The sequence below is a fragment of the Gemmata algarum genome (genome assembly GCF_034097035.1).
In the GTDB taxonomy this organism is placed as follows: domain Bacteria; phylum Planctomycetota; class Planctomycetia; order Gemmatales; family Gemmataceae; genus Gemmata; species Gemmata algarum.
The window spans coordinates 96209-111514 of sequence record NZ_JAXBLV010000211.1 but is presented as its reverse complement, the minus strand read 5'-3'; the positions used below and the strand labels follow the sequence as shown (position 1 = coordinate 111514).

The 15306-nt window shown below is 65.0% G+C and carries 14 protein-coding genes and 1 tRNA gene; 6 read left to right on the top strand and 9 right to left on the bottom strand.

Annotated features, from left to right (window positions below):
- Positions 1–92 precede the first annotated feature (92 nt).
- On the top strand, positions 93–893 hold the full coding sequence (locus R5W23_RS24760; RefSeq protein WP_320688626.1) for an SDR family oxidoreductase: 801 nt from the start codon (positions 93–95) through the stop codon (positions 891–893).
- Between the two features lie 105 nt (positions 894–998).
- On the opposite strand, the gene R5W23_RS24755 is transcribed toward R5W23_RS24760, so the two are convergent.
- The gene (locus R5W23_RS24755) at positions 999–1661 is read right to left on the bottom strand and encodes a hypothetical protein (RefSeq protein ID WP_320688625.1); all 663 of its coding nucleotides are present in this window, start codon (positions 1659–1661) and stop codon (positions 999–1001) included.
- Positions 1662–1717: 56 nt separating this feature from the next.
- Entirely contained in the window at positions 1718–3430 is a 1713-nt protein-coding gene (locus R5W23_RS24750) for a vWA domain-containing protein (protein WP_320688624.1), read from the bottom strand.
- A 92-nt stretch (positions 3431–3522) separates the two neighbouring features.
- On the opposite strand from R5W23_RS24750, the gene R5W23_RS24745 reads away from it, so the two are divergent.
- Positions 3523–4338: a hypothetical protein gene (locus R5W23_RS24745; protein WP_320688623.1), complete on the top strand. Its 816-nt coding sequence runs from the start codon at positions 3523–3525 to the stop codon at positions 4336–4338.
- A gap of 21 nt (positions 4339–4359) precedes the next feature.
- Here the strand turns inward: R5W23_RS24745 and R5W23_RS24740 are convergent, their stop codons facing one another.
- Both R5W23_RS24740 and R5W23_RS24735 read right to left on the bottom strand, forming a co-directional pair.
- Positions 4360–4986, bottom strand: coding sequence for a nucleotidyltransferase family protein (locus R5W23_RS24740; RefSeq protein ID WP_320688622.1), 627 nt, complete (start codon positions 4984–4986; stop codon positions 4360–4362).
- 4 nt (positions 4987–4990) lie between these two features.
- Positions 4991–6400: a magnesium chelatase gene (locus R5W23_RS24735; protein WP_320688621.1), complete on the bottom strand. Its 1410-nt coding sequence runs from the start codon at positions 6398–6400 to the stop codon at positions 4991–4993.
- A 105-nt stretch (positions 6401–6505) separates the two neighbouring features.
- Here R5W23_RS24735 and R5W23_RS24730 point away from each other — a divergent pair, with 105 nt between their 5' ends.
- Both R5W23_RS24730 and R5W23_RS24725 read left to right on the top strand, forming a co-directional pair.
- The gene (locus R5W23_RS24730; protein WP_320688620.1) at positions 6506–7243 is read left to right on the top strand and encodes a DUF4058 domain-containing protein; all 738 of its coding nucleotides are present in this window, start codon (positions 6506–6508) and stop codon (positions 7241–7243) included.
- On the top strand, positions 7240–7893 hold the full coding sequence (locus R5W23_RS24725) for a hypothetical protein (RefSeq protein ID WP_320688619.1): 654 nt from the start codon (positions 7240–7242) through the stop codon (positions 7891–7893). The genes R5W23_RS24730 and R5W23_RS24725 overlap by 4 nt, the downstream gene beginning before the upstream one ends.
- 405 nt (positions 7894–8298) lie before the next feature.
- Here the strand turns inward: R5W23_RS24725 and R5W23_RS24720 are convergent.
- The 3 genes from R5W23_RS24720 to R5W23_RS24710 form a co-directional block, all read right to left on the bottom strand.
- Positions 8299–8371: transfer RNA gene (locus R5W23_RS24720), tRNA-Arg, on the bottom strand.
- A 1017-nt stretch (positions 8372–9388) separates the two neighbouring features.
- A complete protein-coding gene (locus R5W23_RS24715) occupies positions 9389–10918 on the bottom strand; it encodes a serine/threonine protein kinase (protein WP_320688618.1) in 1530 nt (509 codons plus the stop codon).
- Positions 10919–11135: 217 nt separating this feature from the next.
- The gene (locus R5W23_RS24710; protein ID WP_261190425.1) at positions 11136–11741 is read right to left on the bottom strand and encodes a hypothetical protein; all 606 of its coding nucleotides are present in this window, start codon (positions 11739–11741) and stop codon (positions 11136–11138) included.
- Positions 11742–11956: 215 nt separating this feature from the next.
- Here R5W23_RS24710 and rplM point away from each other — a divergent pair, with 215 nt between their 5' ends.
- Positions 11957–12388, top strand: coding sequence for a 50S ribosomal protein L13 (gene rplM / locus R5W23_RS24705; protein WP_261190424.1), 432 nt, complete (start codon positions 11957–11959; stop codon positions 12386–12388).
- A 108-nt stretch (positions 12389–12496) separates the two neighbouring features.
- Positions 12497–13132, top strand: coding sequence for a 30S ribosomal protein S9 (rpsI, locus tag R5W23_RS32800; RefSeq protein ID WP_407936161.1), 636 nt, complete (start codon positions 12497–12499; stop codon positions 13130–13132).
- 253 nt (positions 13133–13385) lie between these two features.
- Here rpsI and R5W23_RS24690 read toward each other — a convergent pair whose 3' ends face one another.
- Entirely contained in the window at positions 13386–14579 is a 1194-nt protein-coding gene (locus R5W23_RS24690) for an NPCBM/NEW2 domain-containing protein (RefSeq protein WP_320688617.1), read from the bottom strand.
- 91 nt (positions 14580–14670) lie between these two features.
- On the bottom strand, positions 14671–15306 hold the full coding sequence (locus tag R5W23_RS24685; protein WP_320688616.1) for an SCO family protein: 636 nt from the start codon (positions 15304–15306) through the stop codon (positions 14671–14673).

Below are 15306 nucleotides of genomic sequence, written 5' to 3'. Positions count from 1 at the left end.
ATGGCAGAAAAACTTCTTTCTGTTTGCCCTGACGTGTTTAAGCCCGCCCTGCGCGTTGGCCCGGTAAATTGGTACTGACGCGAGGGGACACTATGAGTCGGCAACTGAGCGGGCGGCGGGTGATCCTGACGGGCGCCAGCGGTGGCATCGGTCGGGCGCTGGGGACCGGGTTAGTCGCGAGCGGCGCCCGGGTCGCTCTGGCGGCACGCAGCGCCGAGAAACTGAACGCGCTCGCCGACGAACTCCGGAAAGCCGGCGGCGATGTGATCCCGGTGCCGACCGACATCACCCGCGCCGAGGACCGACAGCGACTGGTAGAACGCGCCGTGGCGGCGTTCGGCGGGCTCGACATCCTGGTGAACAACGCGGGCGTTGGGAGTTGGGGGCACTTCGCCGACTCGACCGAAGCGATCTGCCGCACGGTGATGGAAGTGAACTTCTTCGGCCCGATCGAGCTGACACGGCTCGCGGTGCCGCACCTTACGCGCGGGAACGAACCCGCGGTGGTCAATGTCACCTCGATGTGCGGGCGGAAGGGGATGCCCGCGTGGTCGGAATACTCCGCCAGCAAGTTCGCGCTGGTCGGAATGTCGGAGGCGTGGCGCGGCGAGTTCGCCCGGTTCGGGGTAGACGTAATCACCATCGTGCCGGGGCTGACCAACAGCGGGTTCGACAAGAACTGGCTCCGCACCGACGGCAGGGCCGATTTGCGGTTCGCGGACGGGATGACGCCCGAGTACCTCGCGGAGAAAATTTTGGCGGCGGTCCGGGCGAACAAAGCCGAACTGGTGGTCGGGTCGGAAGCGCGGCGACTGCTGCGATTCAACCGGTTCTTCCCGCGGTTGACCAACTGGCTGCTCGCGCGGAAGGTAAAGAAGCTGTACGCCAAATGACCGAGGAGGGCCGGATGGCCACGTTCGATCGCGCTGTGCGTGTGGATAAGGAGACGAGCCGACCGACCGGGAGCTCATGGCCGAACTCGAAGACCCGGTATGACGCTACCGCTCGCGCGCGGATCGGATCGCGTCTGCGCGTGTGGGTTTGTCGTCGAACGCGCGGCGCGTCACCGATTCGCCCTTCGGCACGGTCAGCTCCAACAACTCGTCGTGGGTGTGACAGGGCTCGATCAGCCACTTGCTGAAGAGGTGTACGGTTACCGGGCCGGTGGCGTCGCCGCAGTTGAACGGGCCGGCGTACTTGCGGTGCGGCGCGACCGGCTGCCAAAGGGCGTGGTAGCAGTTACAGGCCACGTTCGATGGGTACATGCTGTCCGTCGGCTTGTACCGCACGGTTCCGGATTCCAGCTTTTGTTTCTGGCAAACGAGGCGGTCGTACAGTTCCGGCTTGGCCCGGTACGGCCCCCACGCCGAGACCCGCATTCCCCGTTCGCGACAGAGCTTGAACGTCTCATCAAGCGAAACGTTCGCGCCCGCTTCGGGGCGGAGGGTGAGCCCGCGGACCTTGCGCGACTCCGGGAGCCAACTGATCGAGTGCTGCGTCACGGCCCCGTCGCTCACCTTCTGGAGCGCGGCGAACGTGTGCGTCTTCTTCGACTCGAACGGGACCGATTCGGCCGTAAAAACCGTGATGAAGTAATCGTCGGCTCGCGCCGGCAGCGGGGCGAGCATGAGGCCCGCGGTCAGTGCGAGCATTCGGCGCATGACGTCACTCCTGGGAGTACAACCGACGATCGATCGGCCCCGGCGGCCTGAGAACTTCAGCCGGAAACGATCTGCTTGCGGCGTTTGATGTAGTCCCACACGACGAACCGGTCCAACTCGCGCCCGGCGGTGAAAACGACCCGCCCCTTTGTGGCCTGCGCCATCCGGTACGCGAACTGAACGTCTTCGTGCGACTGGTTCCAGTTCTGAAGCAAAAAGATGTTGATGGTGATGCCATCGCGGGCGCAGAGCAGCGCCTCCCGCATCGTCGCTTCCTCCGTGCGCGGGTCCGGCGGGTACAGCATGAACACCGTGCTGCCCTCGAAGTGGGCCGTCGGCAGCCCGTCCGTGATGAGCACCACCTGCTTGTTGGGGGTGTCCTGGTTGGTCAGGAACCGCCGGGCCGTCTGGAGCGCGTGCTGGATGTTGGTGAAGTGGTGCGGGATGCGGAACTCGCTGGCGTTCGGGTTGCTCATGTCCTGCTTGAGCCGCACCACCGGGCTGAAGATCGTGACGGGCTTGGGCATCAGCCCGGCGATTTCGGACACGTGCCGCGGCTTGGCGAACGTGTACATTTCGATGAACTGGAGGAAATCGCCCGGGTACTCGCTGCGGATGAGACCGTCCAGCGCGAGGCCCATGCGCTTCACGTTCACGTACTGCCCGTCGTAGCGCATGGACCCGCTCATGTCGAGCAGCACGCACGTCGCGGCCTTCGGGTTCACGCGCGTGCGGTGGATCAGGATGTCGTCGGGCTTCATCCTGACCGGCAGCCCCGGCCCGGCCCGCAACAGGGCGTTCACCATGCTGGCGGGGATGTCCATCTGCGACACCGAGTCGCCGAACTCGTACGGCTTGGTTTTGGGCGACTCGACCGCGCCCTCGCCCTGCACCGCGTCCGGGTGCCGTCCGGTGCGCGACGCCTGCATGTCGGAAAAGATCTGCGTGAGGATCTTGGACTGGAACAGCCGGAGCGCTTTCGGGGTGAGCCGGAACTTGCCGGCCCCGTCGCCCTCGAGCCCCTGTTTCTCGGCCTGCTCTTTGATGTAGTCTTCGATCTGCTGCTGGAGCGCCTGAAGCCCTTCGATGTCGCCGGGTTCGGCGAACTTCTCCAGTTGCTCCATGTCGATGATGGCGAGTTGGGCCGTCTTCTTGGCCTCGTCGAGTTGCTTGAGCAACTCGTCGATGGCTTCGAGCTCTTCTTTCACCTCGAGCGCGGTGGGGACGCTCATCTTCTCGCGCCCGGTGAACGCGTACTTGCCCGCGAGTTCGTCAACCTGGTACTTGTCCCCCAAGCGCTCCACGAGCGGCACCAGTGCCCTCGCGAAGGGGGAACTGTCGTTACCCTCCCGGAAGTACAAGGTTTCGAGGTCGGCGATCTGTTCGTCCTTCACCGCCCGCCGGAAGTCGCCCGCGAGCTTCTTGGGCGGCGTGACCTGTTGCGCGGCGTCACGAAACGCTTTTGCCGCGGCCTTCTGGGCGGCACCCGTTTCGTAGGTGGCGAGGATTTTTCGCTTGCGCTCCAGGAGCATCTCTTTAAGCGCGTTGATGCTCGGGCCGAGGTTGGCGATCTGCGAGGCATCGAGGCGGATGGCGTTTGCGAGCTGTTCTTCCGTGAAGTCGTCCAGGTCGCCGAACTCGAGCATGTGCTCCATCATCGGCGACACAACGTCGGGCGGGGGCGCGGTCGGCGACGGGAAGTTCACCGGGTCGTACCGCTGGTAGGTGTGAACGATCCCGCCCGGGGTCTGTGCTTCTTGGCTGTCCATCGCGTTCCTCGGCGCAGTGGCGACACCGCATTGTACCGACCGCCAGTAATCGCGTGTGGCAACTTCGTTTTCGCAACGGGTACAATCGCTCCATGACCCCCACAACCGTCGACGAACGGCTCGGCCACGCGCTCGGCATCGATTACGCGGGCCACCCCAACCGCCCACGTCGCACTTCGGAACGGCAACTACGGTACGTGTGGCGCGTGACCTGTACCGACGGCTGGTTCGGTTCGGCGTCCCTGATGGTTGCTGGCTTCCTGCTCCGAACTGACCCGCACCCGCGGCAGGCCGTCGTGCCGGTCTGGAAGGCAGCGCTCGGTTCGCGGTTCGATCGCCACCCGCCGTCGCCGATCGTAACCGCCGACCTGACGGACGATCCGGTGGTCGGTCCGCTGGCGGCGGTTCGGTGGTGCCACCTCAGCCCGTTCAACTATCCGCCCTATTGGAGCCAAGCGGACGGCAGCCGGATGTCGATCTCGTTCTGGACGGCCGAGAACGCCGGAATGAGCGTTAGCGTAGAACTTCCCAGCACTGCGTTTTACTATCGGCGCTCCATCGCACGGGTGCACCGTGCGGCTATCGAACTGGCGGATCGGGTCGCACGCACTTCGGACGATGTGGAATTCCGAAAGGTGGTCGCTGAGTGTTTTCCCGGCGCTGGGACCGAGCCAACATCGATGACGCCAAGCCCGGAAGAGCTGTCACAGTACCTGGCGCGACTGTTGCAATGGTGGGGAACAGCCCGCTCCCTCACTGCAAGCGACTTTGAGGATCGCGCTCGTGACCTCTGGCAATTCGGAATCGACGAACGACACCTGCCGGAGTTGTTACCCGATTATCCGCCGGCGCTGGCGGAGCGGGTGCTTCCGATTCTCCGCCGGATGCGCGAGGATTCGGAGGCGTGATGGGCCGCACGCGCCGGGAGCTTATTCGCTCGGCAGCTCCCGCAACTCGCGCCACAACTTGAGGTACTGCTCGCGAACGGACGGATCGAGCTGTTCCGCAAGTTCCTCCCCCAGCTCAAGCACACGGATCAGTTCCTGCACGTCGCCAAGGTCTTTCAGCCGTCCTGGGGCCGTTCCTGAAGCGAGTTTGAGCTGGACCAAGGTTACGACGTTCAACACTTTGATTTCGTCAATGACTGTGAACACGGTAGCGGGATCAGGAAAAGACACAGGTTTCGGCTTTCCGTCACCGGGGTAAGCACCCGTTACCAGGAACTCGATCCGTACACCGTTCTCGGTGTCGCGGAGTTGCTTACTGCCAGTGAACGGCGGGACGTAACCAAGCCCTTCGAGCCTTTCGTGAATACGTTTCAAACCATCCGCTGTAACTAGCAAGTTAACATCGTCCGTGAACCGCCGGTAGCCGTGCAGGAACATCGCCATGCCGCCAACGAGGGCGTATGGAACGCCCAAGTCGTCGAGCCGTTTTGTGATCCGCAACAGTGACGCGTAGACCTTACTTTCCTTCTCGAAGTGCATGCTGCCCTCCAGAAGCGCCCAGCGCGGGTTGGCCTTCAGTCGCTGTTCATACGGGATGACAGCTTCCATCGGTTCACGTCTCGTAGGTCATGCGGCCGTGGCGGGTGGCCCGGCTGATGCGGTCGCTGGCGTACAATCCCGCCAGCACGAACTCCGCGCAACTCGCCCGGACCGCGTCGCTCGCGCCGGAGTTCACCTCGAACGCCTTCTCCCAGGCCTTGGGGACACGCTTCAACCGCTTCGCGTACTCGGCTGATGGCAGCATGTCGCCGACCTCGATCTTCACCCCCTTCGAGAACACGTCGGAGATCTCGTCCAACCCGTGCTTGTCCACGTACTCCTCGAACACGGTGCGGATCGCGTCGGCGATGATGGCTTCTAGCACCTGCCGCTCGCCCATTTGGTGCGAGCCCATCAGGTCCAGTTCCAGCTTGCCCAGCGACGACGTGGGCAAGTGGCCCAAATCGGAGATGCGCGGCACCGCCGGCTCCTCGCCGAGCCGCACCCCGCGGTGCCGGGCGCTGGCGATCATCGTGCGGTAGTTCGCGATGCTGAACCGGGCGCTCACCCCGCTCGCGTGGTCCACGTACTTCGACTTCCGCGCCGAAACGCTGATCTGCTCGATGATCTCCTTCATGAAGTACGGCACGAACACCGGGAACGCCCCGCCGGTGTCGAGCCCCGCTTCCTGCTCCATGATCTCGATGCCCAGCGCCCGCTCGCGCGGGTAGTGCGTCTGGATCAGCGAGCCGATGCGGTCCTTGAGCTGCGGGATCACCTTCCCGGAGCGGTTGAACGTGCTCGGGTTGGCGCTGAACAGGATCAGCACGTCCAGGTCGAACTGGATCGGGTACCCGCGGATCTGAACGTCCCGCTCTTCGAGGATGTTGAACAGCCCGACCTGAATCAGCTCGTCCAGCTCCGGAATCTCGTTCATCGCGAAGATGCCGCGGTGCATCCGCGGGATCAGCCCGAAGTGCAGCGCGTCCTCGGCGGACATGCTCGTGCCGGCCGCCAGCTTCGCCGGGTCGATCTCCCCGATGACGTCGGCGAACTTGGTGCCGGGGGCGAGCCGCTCGGCGTACCGCTCGTCGCGGTGCCACCACGCGATCCGGACCTGCTCGTCCGGCGTGTTCCGGAGGTGCTCCTTCGCCGCCCGCGTGAGCGGGGCGAACGGGTCCTCGTGGACCGGACAGCCCGGCAGGTCCAAGTAGGGAACGTACTCGTCGAGGAACCGCACGAGCGACCGCATGAGGCGCGACTTCGCCTGCCCCTTCTCGCCGAGGAACAGCATGTCGTGCCCGGCCAGCACCGCGATGCTGACCTCGGGGACGACCGTGTCTTCGTACCCCACGATCCCCGGGAACAGCGTTTCGCCGCCTTTCAGCGCTTTGAGGTAGTTGTCGCGCAACTCGTGTTTGACGGACTTGGACTGCCAGCCGCTCGCGCGGAGTTCGTTCAACGTGGTCGGCCGGTGGCTCATGGTGCGTCCTTGTGCGTGGGCGGTACGCGGCATTTTACCCGTCCCACCGACCGCGACCAAACGGGCGGCCGTGGTAAGATGGCGGTGCCCCAGGGAGAACCGCAGATGCCGCTGCACGATCACTTCCGCCCGCCCGATAATCGGCTTCCGTGGGAGCCACTTCACAGCGGCTGGCTGTCGGAACTCGCCGGGCGGATCAACGAGCGGCTACCGGAAGGGTACGTTGCGCTCGACCGCGTTCGGATCGGTGGCGGGTTGGAAATTGATCTGGGCGTTGAAGAATTGCTGAGCGGCCCGGGTGCCGGATCAGAAGTACCGGCCGGTGGAGTCGCTACCGCTACCACCCGAGCTACTTATGCTCCCCCGGCCGCGTCCGGCAGCGCGGAATACACGTTCCCAGACCTTCTTGAACTGCGGGTCACCTCGGCGACCGGAGACGGCCGCGTCGTCGGAGCGGTCGAACTGGTCAGCCCGGGGAACAAGGACCGCGGGACGAAGCGCGAAGCGTTCGTCGGCAAGTGCCTTGATTACCTCGCCGGTGGGGCGGCTGTTGTCATCGTGGACGTTGTCACGGACCGGCGCGCGAACCTTCACAACGACATCGCCGAGCGCGTCGGCGCACCTTCGGAGTTGATGCTCTCTGCGGAATCGTTCCTTTACGCGGCGGCATACCGTCCGGTTCGGCGCGGTAAGCGGACGCAGATTGACATCTGGGTCAGCCCACTCGCCGTTGGTACCCCGCTGCCGACGATGCCGCTGCGGCTGGTGGGGAACGTCTTTATTCCGGTCGAACTCGAATGGGCCTATGTCGAAGCGTGTCGGCGCCGGAGGTTTGTCGCGTGATCGAGCCACTGTTGCTGGCCCCCGATGATGTTGCGGCCGTCGCGACGGCCGTGTTCGCTCGGGTCTGGCGCACCTCTTTTGACCAACCGGGGTTCGCACTGCTGCGGTTCCCGCGCCCGGTCGGTTCGCGCGAGCTGCGTCGCGCGATGGTGGAACTGGTCGCGGCGTTCCCGGCGGACTTCGTGCCCGAACGGTTCGGGCGGTTCGACCAGCAGGTCAGCTCGAAGTTCCATCGCGACGGCGCGCCGCCGGCGTCCCTCTTGGTCCTGGGCTACGAGCCCACGCCGGTGCGCAGCCGGTTCTGGGTGGCCGACGTGTCCGCGGCGGCTGTGTCGGCGGGTCTGTCCCTGGCAGAGTACCTCAAGACCAACAACCCGATGTTTCCGGCGGGCGAGGCGGCGCTTCAGCCGTTCGTGACGGAGCTCGCGCTGCCGTTCGGCGAGGCGTTCGTAATCGTGGTGAACAACAGCCAGTTACCGCACGGCGGGCCGAACCCGCTGGGCTTGCTGCACAAGGCGGTGATCGAGTTCCCCGACCCGAACGGCACCCGCGTCATCAACTCCATCGGTTTCACCCCACGAGTCAAAGGAACCGTCGGGCTGCCGCCGGCCGATGTCGAGCGGTTCTTGGCGCGCGACGAACTGGACTGAACCGCTTCGTAGCCTGTTGTACCTGCGGTGATGCTTCGGAATTTATTGCGGCCCGTTTGTTCGTGTTTATTTTGTATTTTATTTGTTAAATTAAATATAATTTGATCGATTCAGGCTGATCGCGTGGTCGGCGCCGGGAGGATCCGTCCTGCTCGTGGTGATTGCGATCATTGCGATTCTCGATGGGCTTCTGCTGCGGCCGTGGAGAGGGGGCCGGATCGAGATCGTGACTGGGGCCTACGCCCACGGGCTCAACACCCAGGGCGCGGCAAGGCTGGGAAACGAAGCGCCATCTGCGAAGCCGGAGGAGCGGACGGCGAACAAAAAACGTCCAAGGTGGCGGTAAAGGGGTAGGCACAGTTAGCGGTGGCGACGATTAGCGCTGAAATCCTTGAAAATCCTGAATACCCTCGGCGCGATTTGAACGCGCGACCCCCGGTTTAGGAAACCAGTGCTCTATCCCCTGAGCTACGAGGGCTAAATCTTTAAGAACAGCTACTTGCGTCTTCTCTGGCTTCCAGACTTCCTGTCTTTGACACCCGATCTGACGCCCGGTATCCTCGGAAACGGCCGAGGGTGTTTGCAACGCCTCGGCCCTTCATCACAACAGCCGTTTTTGAAGAACGGCCGTCACGTCTCAGAGCGATTCTACTGCGCCCGGGTTCGCCAACAAGCCGAACAAGCCGCACCCGGAGTTCCCGCTATTTCCGCACTCTACAAACCGCTGGGTGTAGAAGATCCGCGGGAACTGCACGACCTCGGCCTGTGAAACAGTCCCGACGGCGCACTCCCCAGGTACCTCGAGCAGAAGGACGCGCTCCACGCTGGCCGGAAGCCCCGTGATACCTCCACGTTGTCACAGCCAAGGCACTGTACAACGTATTCCTGAACCACAAAAGGCCGCGCTCGACACTGCTGAGCGGTTGCCGCGCACGTGGCAGACGTATTGGTCACTGAACTCGGCCAAGACGATTTCGCGGCGCTACGGGCCTGGATGGCGAAGACGTGCGGTCCGGCTGCGGAACGTGATCCAATAGCTGCAAAGCGTGTTCAAGTACGGTCACGAATCAGAGTTGTTGGCGCAAGTGAATTACAACTTGTTTACGATAGATGCGGATTCTTATCCCCGCGGCGCTGATCTCGTTGTGGTGAAGGGGCCACGATCGCGCGCCTGGACAACGACAGCACCACCCCGGCCGTCACCGCCAACCTCTTGCCCATGTGCCTGTCTGACCCATCCGCGATCCGCACCAGCACCTTGCGCCGATCCGGATCGGCCCCGCCAGCGAAATCGGCCCGCGCCAGTCCCATGCACCCCGTGTTGGCACACGGAAGTATCACGAACCGGCTCCGACCGCACACGAACACCGGCGCGAACTTGTGCAGCCCGAAGAAACCGAAGCCGCCCCGCCCCTGATTTCCCGAGGCCGGACACGTCGCGACATCGCGGCTACTCAGCGGTAGCCGCGATGTGTGGAGAGGGATGCGCGCCGCGTCACATCAGCTTCAGCGCGAGCAGCGCGGCCAGTACGGCAACGGTGATGGCGCCGGCCCCCAGAAGCACCCAGGGGAAGGGGCGGGGCGGGGCGGCCGGGCCGGAAACGGCGTCCTCGCGGAACGGGTTCGACGGCGCGAACGGGCCGGACCGTTTCGCGGGCGGAATGCCGTCGGGGCCGGCGGAGTCGCCCGGGCGCGGCAGGGGCGGTTGCGGGAGCGGGGCCATTGCCGGGCGGGACGGCGGCTTCGGCCGCACCGAGCCGCCCCAGGGCGCGGCCGGCGTGCCGAACGGGTTCAGGGCCGGGGGCGCGACCGTTGCCGTGCCGCCCGACAGTACCGCGGCGGCCTTCACCGGGTTCGCCGAGCCGAGGGTCGCGGAGGCGTTGAGCGGGGTTTCCGCCACCGCCTCGCTCGCGCCCTCGTCGTCGGGGCTGGCGCCCTCCATCGCCGCGGGGCTCAGCAGCGGCATCTCGTCCCGGGACGGAAGCGGCACGGACGCGGGCAGGTACGCGTCCAGTTCGGCGACCACTTGCGCCGGGGTCTGGAACCGCGCCTTCGGGTCCTTCGCCATCATCTTGCCGACGATCACGGCCAACCCCTCGGGCACCTCGGGCCGGATCTGCCGCACCGGGGTCGGGTCCTTGGTCCGGTGCCAGAGGAGCTTCTGAGACACCGTGCCGGTCGGGAAGGGCGGGTGCCCCGCGAGCAGGAAGTAGAGCGTCGCGCCCAGCCCGTAGATGTCGGCCCGGATGTCCACCGAGTGGCTGTTCGCCACCTGCTCGGGGGCCACGTAGTCGGCGGTCCCGAGCACGATCTTGTCGTCGTACTTGATGGTGAGCTGGTCGGTGTGGTCGTTCAGGAACCGGGCCAGCCCCATGTCGAGGATGCGGGCCACGCCCTTGCGGTCGATGAGGATGTTGCCGGGCTTGATGTCGCGGTGGATCAGCTTGTTGCGGAACGCGTACTCCAGCCCGTTCGCCACCTGCCGCACGTAGCTGACGGCGCGGCCCAGGTCGAGCGGTCCGAACCGCTTGACCACGTCGAGCAGGTTCGGCCCGTCCACGTAGTCCATCACGATGAAGTGGAGGTTGCCGTCCTGGTCGATGTCGTGGGTGCGGACGATGTTCGGGTGGTCGAGGCTGCCGGCGGCGCGGGCCTCGCGGTAGAACCGCCCGAGGGCGGCCGGCTGCTCGGCCTTCGCCGGCGGGAGCACCTTCACCGCCACCCGGCGGCGCATGAACATGTGCTCGCACAGGAACACCTGCCCCATGCCGCCCACGCCCACGCGCTCCAGCAGCTTGAACTTGCCGATGGTAAACCCGCGCCACTTGCCGAGCATAAACTGCTCGGACTGGAAGTAGGTGATGATGCCGTCCTGGACCAGCTCGTCGGCGAACTCGCGCGAGTCGGCGGGGAGCCCGCGGGTGACCTGGCGCCGCTGGAGGTACGCGGTGAGCTTGGCCTCGTCCACCATGCCGCTCTTGCGGATCAGTTGGAGCAGCTCTTCGACCGAGGAGGGTACAGACATCGCTCACCGTGTCGGGGACGGGGCCGCGGGACCCGGCGTGTGCTCCCGGGCCGGGCGTGACTTCTGCCCGAACCCTAGAACAGATTCAGGTGGGACGCAAATCTGCCGGGGTAATGCGGAACTCGGAGTTCGGATTGCGGAACGGAAAACAGAAGCTGACCCCACCTCTGTTCCGAAGTCGCTCCCGTCGTCTTTCATTCCGCGCTCCGAACTCCGCCTACGCTCGCGCGCCGAAGTAGGCGGCCACCGCGGCGATGATGACGCCCTCCCAGACTTTCAGAACGTCCGGGTTCTTCTCACTGATCCCGGGGAGCACCAGGAACTGGAGGATCGTTTCCGCGAACAGGAGCAGGATCGCGATCGTGCCGACCCAGGCGCGGAGCGTGAGGAACAGCGGGTTGTGCCGGCCGAGCACGGTGCGGAGCACCAGGGCCGCACCGAACCCGCCCGCCAGGCACCCGAGCAGGAGCGGCCACTGCACCACCTGCGCCGGGCCGGGGGTCAAACGGGCCGCCGTCAGCGCCGCGTCCTGCCACAGTGCCAGCCCAACGACCACCGCGCTCCCGCCCACGAACAGCACCCGCAGTACCCACGGCAACAGTGCGGACGCGCCCGGGTCGTGGGGCGGGGGCGAGGCGAACGCCAGGAACACGAGCGTGAGCAGGAAGAAGTGCGCCAGCGGCACCGTGAGCGGCGCGGTCGCGGGCCACAGCAGGACGATCCAGAAGAACGAGCAGATCAGCACCGAGATGATCCCGCGAACGGAGCCGGGCGGCAGCCCGAACGTCGGGTACTCTTGCGGGCGTGCGAGTTCGGTGGCCATGAATCGACCCTCGTGGTGCGTGACGTTCCGGGACCGTAACGGTACGCCGTTGTCCTACCAATGTGATTCGCGCGCGACCGTCGAACCTTTCCGTTGTGACGGCCTTGACGCACCCGTTCTGAGGCGTACCATGATAATCTTCCGGCGCCGGCGGCGTCGCGTAGTGTGTTTTTGGCACCCCGGCAACAGACCGCCGGCAGCGGATTGAAATCACAATGTCCACGACCCTCGCAAAAGCTTCCACGGTTCAACAAAACTGGATTCTGATCGACGCCACGGACCTCGTGGTCGGCCGCCTCGCGGTCACGATCTCGAACATCCTCCGCGGTAAGAACAAGGTCACCTTTACCCCGCACTGCGATACCGGCGACTTCGTCGTCGTCGTCAACGCGGAGAAGGTCCAGTTCACCGGCGACAAGTGGAACCAGAAAGAGTACCAGGACTACTCCCACTACGCGGGCGGCCAGAAGATCACCTCCGCCAAGGAGATGCTCGAGAAGAAGCCGGAAGAGATCATCTTCCGCGCCGTCAAGCGGATGATGCCACGCGGTCCGCTCGGCTACAAGCAACTCTCGAAGCTCAAGATTTTCAAGGGCAACACCCACCCCCACCAGGCGCAGAACCCGCAAGAGCTCAAGCTGAAGTAAGTCGGCGTTTCCTGCCTGGTGCTTCGCGCTTCGGTCCCCGGACCCCGACGCACCAGCCGCACGAACCCCGGGCGCTGAACACTCAACACCAAACACCAAACACCACTCATGGCCGAGAAGAAGCCGGCGAAGCCCGCCAACAAAACGCACCGCACCTACTACATCGCCACCGGCCGGCGCAAGACCGCCGTGGCCCGGGTTCGTGTGACCGAAGGCAAGGGCCAAGTGCTCATCAACGGCAAGCCGTTCGACGAGTACTTCCACGAGGACAAGGACCGCGCCGCGGTCCTCGGGCCGCTCAAGATCACCGACCAACTGAGCCGCGTGGACGTGTTCGTCACGGCGAAGGGCGGCGGCATCACCGGCCAAGCCGGGGCGGTCTCGCAGGGCCTCGCCCGCGCGATGAAGACCATGTTCAGCCCGGCCGACGAGCAACGGGAAACGTTCAAGAGCGCGACCGTTACGGTCATCAAGACGCTTCGCGACCAGAAAAAGGAGCAGGCCAAGGCCAAGGCGATTGCGCCGAAGGCTGCGGCTCCTGTCGCGACAGCCGAGGCGGCACCGACCGCCGCGCCGCTGATCCCGGGGGCTGCCCCCGCCGCGCCGTCACCGGCTGACGTTGCCAGCGGGATGGTGAAGAAGCTTCGCGACTCGGGGTACCTCACCCGCGACGCCCGCATGAAGGAACGTAAGAAGTACGGTCTGCGTGGCGCCCGCCGCGGCACCCAGTTCTCGAAGCGCTAAGCCAAAGGCGTTTTCTGCTCCAGGGTCTCGCGTCCCCGGAAACGAAGCAAGCCGGTCCAAAAGGGCCGGCTTGCTTCGTTTCCGGGGACGCGAGATTCAACACATAAAAGATAGCAGCATGAGCGACGGTCCTGGCAGCATTCCCGCCCATGCGAGGCACGTGTTTACGCAGACCGATTTGACAGGATCAACAGGATGAAGACCGAAGCCCGAGGGGAGTTCGGTTCAATCCCGCTACGCGCTCGAAAGCCTGTTACTCCGCAACGAGCCTCGCGGCCCCCCAGTTCACGTCCGCTTGTACGTCGCCGGCGGGACCGAAGCCGATTACGAGCCTCAGTTCCTTCGCGCCACGCACGTCCACCTTCACCGGAACCGCGTTCCCGGCCGTGAGTGCCTTCAGCTCCGGCAGTGGCACCTCTTTACCGTCCACACGAATGCGAACGTCGGCACGCCCGCGTTTGCCGGTGACCGTGTCGAGCCCAACGAGCGATTCGAACCGCGTGTATTTCCCCGCGAGGTCGTAATTGAGTACCGTTTTCGGGTGCGTGCCGAGCCCTTTGTCGAACGTGTTCTCGTCGTCGCCGAGCTTGAGTCGCAGCGGTTGGCCGCGAACCGACCGATCGGCCGCCCAGTCCCACGCGGGATCCAAGAAGCCGACCGTTTCCGCTTTCGTCGGCTTCAGGTCCGAAAGGTAAGTTGCAACCCCTTGCATCACGTCGAGCGCGACAACCTGAGCGAGTTTCACTTCGAACGCCGGCCCGCACACCGCCGTACACACAAGGGCGTTGCCCTTCACCGCCACCTCCGACACAATCAGTCTCGTTCCATCGGTAAGAACGAGGTGCGCGAACGGCCCTTTCGGCTTGCGGGCACGCACCAAACGCGGGTTGAACCCGATCGCCGTGAGATCGACGAGCGGGACTTCGCGGGGCGCGCCGGCATCCGCCGTAAACTTGACGCCGTGTTCCGTAAACCCGGTGATCGCACCGCGGGCCTTATCGCCGTTGCGGTACAGCAACGCGTCACGCGGCGCGGGGCCGTTGAGCCAGGCGTACTTGGCGGGGTCGGGAGGCGTGTCTGCGGGCGGCGGGCGGAGCCAGACGGCTGCAACCATGTCGGCCGTGATGGCCCAATCACCGGTGCTGGTCACATGGCGGAAGCGGAGCTGCTTCGTATCGCCACCGGCAAAAGCACCCGGGATGCGGTCGCCAATCGCGGTCACGATGTGCGCCCCGTCCGGAAAAGGGGGAAGAGGACGACCGGCTTGCCGTAGCGAGACCACGCCCTTCACGGTTTTCAGGCCGTCCGCGGTTGAAACCTGCGCGCCGAGGGTAAGCGAAATGGCGGTGAGCTTTCCGGTCGGGGTATCGGAGTCAGCTCCGTTTACGGTAAATTCAGGTTGGTCTGGCGGGGCACCGAGGACGGCGGTGAGGAGCAGCAGCAGCATCTTCGACTCCGGCGAACTTCAGGACCGGAACCGCGGTGATTCGTTGTGGAAGGTGGCACAACCCGCGTTTCGGGCGTACCGCCACGGGCTCTCAGCGCAACAGTTCACGCACCCGGTCTTTCAGTCGCCCGAGCCCGGCTTCAAACCGCTGCTTCCCGTCCGGGAACTCTTCGTTCGGGAGCCCTTCGTACATCGCCCGGATCACGCCGTCTCGGTCCACCAGTACGAGCCGTGTGCTGTGGCCGAACTCGTCACCCTCTTTCACGTCCGGACCGAGCTTTCGCTCCACCGCCTGCTTGAACTGGTCCTGGAGTAGCCGGTGGATGGTTTTCTCGTCGCCGGTCAGAAACAGCCAGTTCTTGGGGTCGGCTTTGCGCGCGTCCGCGTACTCGTTGAGCGCTTTCAGGTCGTCGCGTGCGGGGTCCACTGTGAACGTGACGAGCTTCAGCTTCCCGCCCTTGAGTTCTTCGGCGAGTTCGGTCTGGAGCCGTTGCATCGAGGAGGTGACGGCCGGGCAGGGGCCGTTGCACCGGGTGAAGATGAACGACCCGATCCAGACCTTCCCGCGCAGGTCGCGGTCGGTGACGGTGGCGCTGCTGCGTTCGGTGAGCACGAACTCGCCCACCGGGTACTCGAGGTCCGGCTCTTTGGCCGGCTGGCTGGGGGACGAGAGCGAACCGCACCCCGCCAGAATCAGTGCGAAGAGCGGCACGGTGCAACGGGTCAT

Excerpts from the sequence above, each read along its gene's own strand:
- R5W23_RS24760 (WP_320688626.1), top strand. The coding sequence starts at position 93 with ATGAGTCGGCAACTGAGCGGGCGGCGGGTGATCCTGACGGGCGCCAGC.
- R5W23_RS24755 (WP_320688625.1), bottom strand. The coding sequence starts at position 1,661 with ATGCGCCGAATGCTCGCACTGACCGCGGGCCTCATGCTCGCCCCGCTG.
- R5W23_RS24750 (WP_320688624.1), bottom strand. The coding sequence starts at position 3,430 with ATGGACAGCCAAGAAGCACAGACCCCGGGCGGGATCGTTCACACCTAC.
- R5W23_RS24745 (WP_320688623.1), top strand. The coding sequence starts at position 3,523 with ATGACCCCCACAACCGTCGACGAACGGCTCGGCCACGCGCTCGGCATC.
- R5W23_RS24740 (WP_320688622.1), bottom strand. The coding sequence starts at position 4,986 with ATGGAAGCTGTCATCCCGTATGAACAGCGACTGAAGGCCAACCCGCGC.
- R5W23_RS24735 (WP_320688621.1), bottom strand. The coding sequence starts at position 6,400 with ATGAGCCACCGGCCGACCACGTTGAACGAACTCCGCGCGAGCGGCTGG.
- R5W23_RS24730 (WP_320688620.1), top strand. The coding sequence starts at position 6,506 with ATGCCGCTGCACGATCACTTCCGCCCGCCCGATAATCGGCTTCCGTGG.
- R5W23_RS24715 (WP_320688618.1), bottom strand. The coding sequence starts at position 10,918 with ATGTCTGTACCCTCCTCGGTCGAAGAGCTGCTCCAACTGATCCGCAAG.
- R5W23_RS24710 (WP_261190425.1), bottom strand. The coding sequence starts at position 11,741 with ATGGCCACCGAACTCGCACGCCCGCAAGAGTACCCGACGTTCGGGCTG.
- rplM (WP_261190424.1), top strand. The coding sequence starts at position 11,957 with ATGTCCACGACCCTCGCAAAAGCTTCCACGGTTCAACAAAACTGGATT.
- rpsI (WP_407936161.1), top strand. The coding sequence starts at position 12,497 with ATGGCCGAGAAGAAGCCGGCGAAGCCCGCCAACAAAACGCACCGCACC.
- R5W23_RS24690 (WP_320688617.1), bottom strand. The coding sequence starts at position 14,579 with ATGCTGCTGCTGCTCCTCACCGCCGTCCTCGGTGCCCCGCCAGACCAA.
- R5W23_RS24685 (WP_320688616.1), bottom strand. The coding sequence starts at position 15,306 with ATGACCCGTTGCACCGTGCCGCTCTTCGCACTGATTCTGGCGGGGTGC.